At 73.3% G+C, this 6,537-nt stretch carries 5 protein-coding genes; 3 read left to right on the forward strand and 2 right to left on the reverse strand.

The annotated features are described in order from the left end of the window. Positions 1 to 215: 215 nt before the first annotated feature. Both ACYVOO_RS33300 and ACYVOO_RS33305 read left to right on the forward strand, forming a co-directional pair. Positions 216 to 1,535, forward strand: a complete 1,320-nt coding sequence (locus ACYVOO_RS33300) for an MFS transporter (protein WP_461019478.1) — start codon at positions 216 to 218, stop codon at positions 1,533 to 1,535. Between the two features lie 171 nt (positions 1,536 to 1,706). Beyond that, the gene (locus ACYVOO_RS33305) at positions 1,707 to 2,501 is read left to right on the forward strand and encodes a carbon-nitrogen hydrolase family protein (protein ID WP_461019479.1); all 795 of its coding nucleotides are present in this window, start codon (positions 1,707 to 1,709) and stop codon (positions 2,499 to 2,501) included. Between the two features lie 99 nt (positions 2,502 to 2,600). Here the strand turns inward: ACYVOO_RS33305 and ACYVOO_RS33310 are convergent, their stop codons facing one another. Further along, positions 2,601 to 3,227: a GntR family transcriptional regulator gene (locus tag ACYVOO_RS33310; protein ID WP_461019437.1), complete on the reverse strand. Its 627-nt coding sequence runs from the start codon at positions 3,225 to 3,227 to the stop codon at positions 2,601 to 2,603. A gap of 130 nt (positions 3,228 to 3,357) precedes the next feature. Beyond that, positions 3,358 to 3,963: a DUF1648 domain-containing protein gene (locus tag ACYVOO_RS33315; protein WP_461019438.1), complete on the reverse strand. Its 606-nt coding sequence runs from the start codon at positions 3,961 to 3,963 to the stop codon at positions 3,358 to 3,360. 297 nt (positions 3,964 to 4,260) lie between these two features. Here ACYVOO_RS33315 and ACYVOO_RS33320 point away from each other — a divergent pair, with 297 nt between their 5' ends. Beyond that, the gene (locus ACYVOO_RS33320; RefSeq protein WP_461019439.1) at positions 4,261 to 5,922 is read left to right on the forward strand and encodes an NAD-dependent malic enzyme; all 1,662 of its coding nucleotides are present in this window, start codon (positions 4,261 to 4,263) and stop codon (positions 5,920 to 5,922) included. Positions 5,923 to 6,537: the final 615 nt, after the last annotated feature.

The following is a 6,537-nucleotide window of genomic DNA, read 5'->3' on the forward strand; positions in this document are numbered from 1 at the left end:
TCCAGGTCGGGCTGGGTTGCGGAGAAGTAAATTCCCGCTCCCCAGGGTTGCGCATACGAGCTGTATACAGCAAGTATGCTCGTGTACGAAAGGCCGTGACCGTGAGGGGGCCACCCGTGGACCAGAACCAGCAGCACCCGTCTCCGGCGGGCGCCCCGCACCCGCCGACCGGCCCGGAAGGGCGAGAGGGGGCCGACACTCCCGACCGCAGGACGCTGGTCAAGGCGTTCACCGCCAGCCTCACCGGCACCTCGCTGGAGTGGTACGACTTCGCCGTCTACTCGGCCGCCTCCGCGCTCGTCTTCGGCAAGCTCTTCTTCCCGTCGGACGATCCGCTCACCGGGACGCTGCTCGCCTTCTCCACCTACGCGGTGGGCTATGTCTCGCGCCCCCTCGGCGGCTTCGTCTTCGGGCGGCTCGGCGATGTGATCGGCCGCAAGAGGGTGCTCGTCGCGACGCTCGTCCTCGTCGGCGCCGCCACCTTCCTGATCGGCTGCCTGCCCACGCACGCGGCGGTTGGCCCGGCGGCCCCCGTGCTGCTGGTGCTGCTGCGCTTCGCGCAGGGCGTGGGCGTCGGCGGCGAGTGGGGCGGCGCCGTGCTGCTGACCAGCGAGTTCGGCAACGCGCGACAACGCGGCTTCTGGGCGTCCGCGGCCCAGGTCGGCCCGCCCGCCGGCAACCTGATGGCCAACGGCGCGCTGGCCGCGCTCGGCGCGCTCCTCACCGAGGACCAGTTCCTCTCCTTCGGCTGGCGCATCGCCTTCCTCCTCTCCGGGCTGCTGGTCGCCTTCGGGCTGTGGGTGCGGGTGCATCTGGAGGAGACGCCCGTCTTCAAGGCCGTCGAGGCGGGCGGCGAGCGCCCCGAGGCGCCCATCCGCGAGGTCTTCGCCACGCAGCGCAGGCAGTTGGCCGCCGCCATCCTGTGCCGCGTCGCGCCCGACGTGCTCTACGCGATGTTCACCGTCTTCGTCCTCACCTACGCGACGGAGCAGCTCGGCATGGCACGCGGCGAGGCACTGACCGCCGTGCTGGTGGGCTCGGCGCTCCAGATCTTCCTCATCCCCCTGGCGGGCGCGCTCTCGGACCGCGTGAACCGCAGGTGGCTGTATCTGGGCGCCGCCGTCGCCGCCGGGGTGTGGCCGTTCATCTTCTTCCCGCTCGTGGCCACCCGCTCCTGGGGGCTGCTCGTCCTGGGCGTCATCGGCGCGCTCGTCATCCACTCGGTGATGTACGGGCCGCAGGCCGCCTTCGTCGCCGAGCAGTTCAGCCCGCGCCTGCGCTACACCGGTTCCTCGCTCGCCTACACCCTCGCGGGCGTCATCGGCGGCGCCGTCGCACCGCTCGTGTTCACGGCGCTGCTCGGCGCTTTCGGCACCTGGCTGCCGATCGCGCTCTACATCGTGCTGACCGCCGTGCTGACGGTGGCCGGTGTGCTGCTGGGGCGGGACGCCGACCACGCCGAGGACGAGGAGTACACCCGCCGGTTCTCCGACGGCGCGGCCAAGGACCCGCTCGCCGCGGGGCGGCCCTCGTGAGCACGGCGCCCACCTCTCGGGTGGGGGGCGCGCCAGAGGCGGGCGAGACCGTACCGTACGGGCACGGCGGTCCCACGCCGCACCGCACCGCCCCGCCCGCGCGCACACCCACGCACACGCACCGTCCGAATCCGAATCCGCCCGGCCTGACAAGGAGGCGCCGTGACCACGCTGCGCACCGCACTGTGCCAGTTCACCGCGAGCACCGACCCCGAGGAGAACCTGCGCGCCATCGAAGCGCTGGCGGAACAGGCCGCGAGCGAGGGCGCACGGCTCGCGGTCTTCCCCGAGGCGGCCATGGCCCGCTTCGGCATCCCGCTCGGCCCGGTCGCCGAACCGCTGGACGGCCCCTGGGCCAACGGCCTGCGGGACATCGCCAGGCGCCACCGGCTCACCGTCGTGGCAGGCATGTTCACCCCGGCCGACGGCGGACGGGTCGCCAACACCCTGCTGGCCACGGGCCCGGGAGTGGAGGCCGCCTACGACAAGATCCACCTGTACGACGCCTTCGGCTTCTCCGAGTCGGACACCGTGGCGCCGGGCGCGAAGATCGTCACGATCGACGTGGACGACGTCCGCGTCGGCCTCGCCACCTGCTACGACGTGCGCTTCCCCGAACTGTTCCGCGCCCACGCCGACGCCGGGGCCGTCATCTCCGTGCTGCCCGCCTCCTGGGGCGCCGGACCGGGGAAGCTGGCGCACTGGGAGCTGCTGACCAGGGCGCGGGCGCTCGACGCGACGGTGTGGGTGGCCGCCGTCGGCCAGGCGCCGCCGGAGCCGGATGCGGACATCGAGGAGCGCACTAAGGCGCCGACGGGCATCGGGCACAGCGCGCTCATCGGCCCCGACGGCAGCGTCAGGGAGCAGGCGGGGACGGCGCCCGGGCTGATCGTCGCCGACGTGGACGTGGACGAGGTGCAGCGGGTGCGCCGGGCCGTCGCGGTCCTGGACAACCGGCGGCTGTAGCGCCCGCCGGTCCTTCCCTGTCTGTTCCAGCTCGACGGGCGCCGGGTCGCGTGCGCGGCCCGGCGCCCGTCGTGCGGCCGCAGGGCACGCCCTGGGCGCTCAGCCCTCGGTGAGGATGCGGCGGGTGGCCGCGATGTGGTCGTCGATCGCGGCGCACGCTTCGGGCGCGCTGCCGGACGCCAACGCGTCCAGGATGCGCCGGTGTTCGGCGATGACCTCGTCCTGGCGCCCGCCCGAGCGGTAGAGCGCGACGACGCCCGCGCGGATCTGGCGGCTGCGCAGCGCGTCGTACTGCTTGGCCATCAGCCCGTTGCCCACCGAGGCCACGAGCGTGGCGTGGAAGCGGTGGTCGGCGGCGATGAACTCCCGCGCGTTCTCGGCTCCCCGCAGCCCGGCCTGCTCGTCGAGCACCCGCTCCATCTCGGCGACCGGCGCGGCGCCCGCCTCGACCGTGCGCTCCGCCGCGTACCGCTCCAGCACCGCGCGCATCTCCATCAGCTCGCCGATCTCCCGCCCTGAGAGGGGCGCGATGTAGGCGCCGCGCTTGGGGACCAGGCTGACCAGGTCCTCGGCGGCGAGCAGCAGCAGGGCCTCGCGGATGGGGGTGCGGGAGACGCCGATGCGATCGGCGATGGTCTGCTCGGACAGGAACTCGCCCTGCATGGCGGGGTCGGTGAGCACCGTGTCCTTGAGGAACGCGTACGCCTTCTGCCGTCCCGACTCCACAGCCAGCTCTCCCCACCGACGTCAGTCGCGCCGCGCTCTTTGCGAACAGACCCATTGCATACAGTCTGTATACATTTTAGCACGGCGGTGCGCCTCGACCCGGCCGGGCGGCCGGGGTCCGGCGCCCTCGCTAAGGCGCCGACGAGGACGGGCGCGGCGCGTGGGAGGCCCGCCACTTGTCGCGCAGCGCGACGACCACCACCGGCACGGCGCCCAGCAGGGACGGCGCCGTCACCAGCACCGGGTACCAGCCGGGCGGGTCCTGCCAGGGCCCCGTCTGCCACATGACCGCGCAGGCGGCGACGAGCGTCAGCCCGATGCAGAACCCCAGGAACAGCGTCGCCTTCGCGCTGCGGACCGCGCCCTCGCGGGTGGCGGGGCGGTTGACCAGGGCGGAGCGCGGCTCGCCCGGGACCATCTCGGACTCGGGGCGCATGCTCAGCACGCCGTAGGAGACGGTCGCCATGACGAGCAGGACACCGGCCTGGGCGAAGACCGGCAGGAAGACGGAGCCCACCGACTTCGCCGCGAACCTGCTGACGCCCTCGGAGCCGAAGTGCTGCGGCACGCGGTCGGGCAGGTGCGGGTAGACCACCACGCCCCAGACCGTCAGCGCCACGAGCAGGGCCAGGCCCGGCAGCAGCCACAGCCAGGGAAACGCCGCGCGGGCCTCGCCCGTGCCCCTGTCGTGCGCCCGGCCCCGCCCGGCCGCCGCTCTGCCGCCGTCGTCCCCCATGCCCCGCTCCTTCCCCGCTTCCGGCCGCGCCGGTCCGTCGTCGATCTCGTACGGCGCCTTTCCCGCCCGCCGCCCGGAAAACCCGGCAACACGCCGACGGGGGCGGCGACGGGGACAGCGACGGCCTGCGCCGGGTGATCCGGCGTCACACGGGGGAACACGCCCACCACCGCGCGAGCGTCACCCCGTACGTGTGTCGCCCCCGTATCGTCGCGAGTGCCGATGTACCAGCCGTGGCGAGCCGACGGGGCCGTACTCCGGGCCCCGGCCGGGCGCCACCCGCCCCCGGGAGCAGTCATGTCCACCAGCGGCACACCGCACCACGCGCGCGGCAGCGCGCTCCTCGCCGATCCGCTGCGCAACAAGGGCACCGCGTTCGGGCCGCGCGAGCGCGCTGAGGCCGGGCTCGACGGGCTGCTGCCGCCCGCCGTGGAGACGCTGGACGAGCAGGTGGACCGCGCGTACGAGGCGTTCCTCCGCTACGACAAGCCGCTGAACCGGCACATCTATCTGCGGCAGCTCCAGGACACCAACGAGGTGCTCTTCTACGGGCTCGTCACCCGCCATCTGGAGGAGATGCTGCCCGTCGTCTACACGCCCACCGTCGGGGAGGCGTGCCAGCGCTTCAGCGAGATCTACCGCAGGCCGCGCGGGCTCTTCCTGTCCTGGGACGACAGGCACCGGTTCCGTGAGCTGCTGCGGAACCGGCCGCACGAGGACGTGGACGTCATCGTCGTCACCGACGGGCAGCGGATCCTCGGGCTCGGCGATCTGGGCGTCGGGGGCATGGGCATCCCGATCGGCAAGCTCAGCCTCTACACGGCGATCGGCGGCATCCATCCGGCGCGCACCCTGCCCGTCCTGCTGGACGCGGGCACCGACAACGAGGAGCTGCTGGCCGATCCGCACTACCTCGGCCGTCCGGCGCGGCGGGTGACAGGGGAGGACTACGACGCGCTGGTGGAGGCGTTCGTCTCGGCCGTCGAGGCGGAGCTGCCGGGGACGCTGTTGCAGTGGGAGGACTTCGCGACGGCGCACGCCCGCCCCATCCTCAGCCGCTACCAGGACCGCCTGCTGACGTTCAACGACGACATCCAGGGCACGGCCGCCGTCGCACTCGGCGCGCTGACCACGGCCAACGAGGTGTCCGGCACCCGGCTGGCAGAGCAGCGGTTCGTGGTACTCGGCGCGGGCTCGGCCGCCATCGGGGTCGCGGACATGATCCGTGTCGCGCTCACGGACGACGGTCTGTCGGACGAGGAGGCGCGGTCCCGCTTCTGGTTCGTCGACGTGGACGGGGTACTGCTGCGTTCCCGCGACGATCTGACGGAGGAGCAGCGCGGCTACGCGCACGAGGACGGGGAGACGGACGGGTGGGAGGGCACGGGTCTTGACGAGGTCGTCCGCCGGGTGTCGCCGACCGTGCTGATCGGGCTGTCCACGGCGCGGGGCGCCTTCACCGAGGACATCGTGCGGCACATGGCGCGCACGTGCGAACGGCCCGTCGTCTTCCCGCTGTCCAACCCCACCTCGCACGCCGAGGCCACCCCCGCCGACCTCGCGCGGTGGACGGACGGCAAGGCGCTGATCGCCACGGGTTCGCCGTTCCCGCCGCTGGAGGTGGACGGGCGCGAGGTGCCGGTGGCGCAGGCGAACAACGTGTACGTGTTCCCCGCCATCGGCCTCGCCGTCACCGCCGCGCGCGCGACCCGTGTCACCGACCGGATGATGGTGGCCGCTGCCCGCGCCGTCGGCGACCGCGCCACACGCGCCGCACCCGCGCACGGCCCCGCCCCCCTGCTCCCGCCGCTGGGCGAGATGCGTGAGGCGGCGCGGGACGTGGCGCTCGCCGCCGCGCTGGCCGCCGTCGAGGACGGTGTCGCTCCCGAGGCGACCGAGGAGCAGTTGCGGGAGGCGGTACGGGCAGCGCAGTGGACGCCCGGCTACGCGCCGCACTAACCCCTTCGCGGGGTGCGGAAGGAAACGAGGGTGCTTCGTTCGTCGGGGGTGTTGCGCGGGACGGCTGCCCTGTGTGGTGCGCACTGTAGGGTCCCGCGCTGATTTTTGTGCCGCGTCACGGGGGCGCTGCGTGTGGCTTGGCGCCGTGTTCGGCTGCCGGGCCGGTGGCTTCGGCGCGGCGTATGGACCTGTAGTTCGCGGCTGGCGCCGCGTGATTCTTGGCTTGTGCCGGTGGCCGTGTGGGGTTGCTGTGTGGTGGGGGTCGGCGCCGCGCCGGGGTGTCTCCTCGGCGTGAAGGTCTCGTTTTTGGCTTTCGGCCGGTGACTTTCTCGACCTGCGGGGACACCCCACCACGTCCCCTCCCACCCGGTGGCCAACCTCGGGCCGGTGCCCCCTCCGCTTGTTCCCATGCTGTGTGCCCGCACCTGACGGTACGGGCCCAGCCCTGTCACGGGCAGCCGACGGCGGCGGCTCACCACCCTTGTTGTGGGCCCGCCCCTGTGCCGCACCCGAGGGGCCCAGCCCCACCACCCCTGTTGTGGGCAGGCGTTCCGCATGGCGAGGGGGCACCTCCCAGCGGTAGCTGGGGGAGGGCGGGCACAACCCACCCACCGG

The sequence above is a fragment of the Streptomyces daliensis genome, assembly GCF_054782395.1.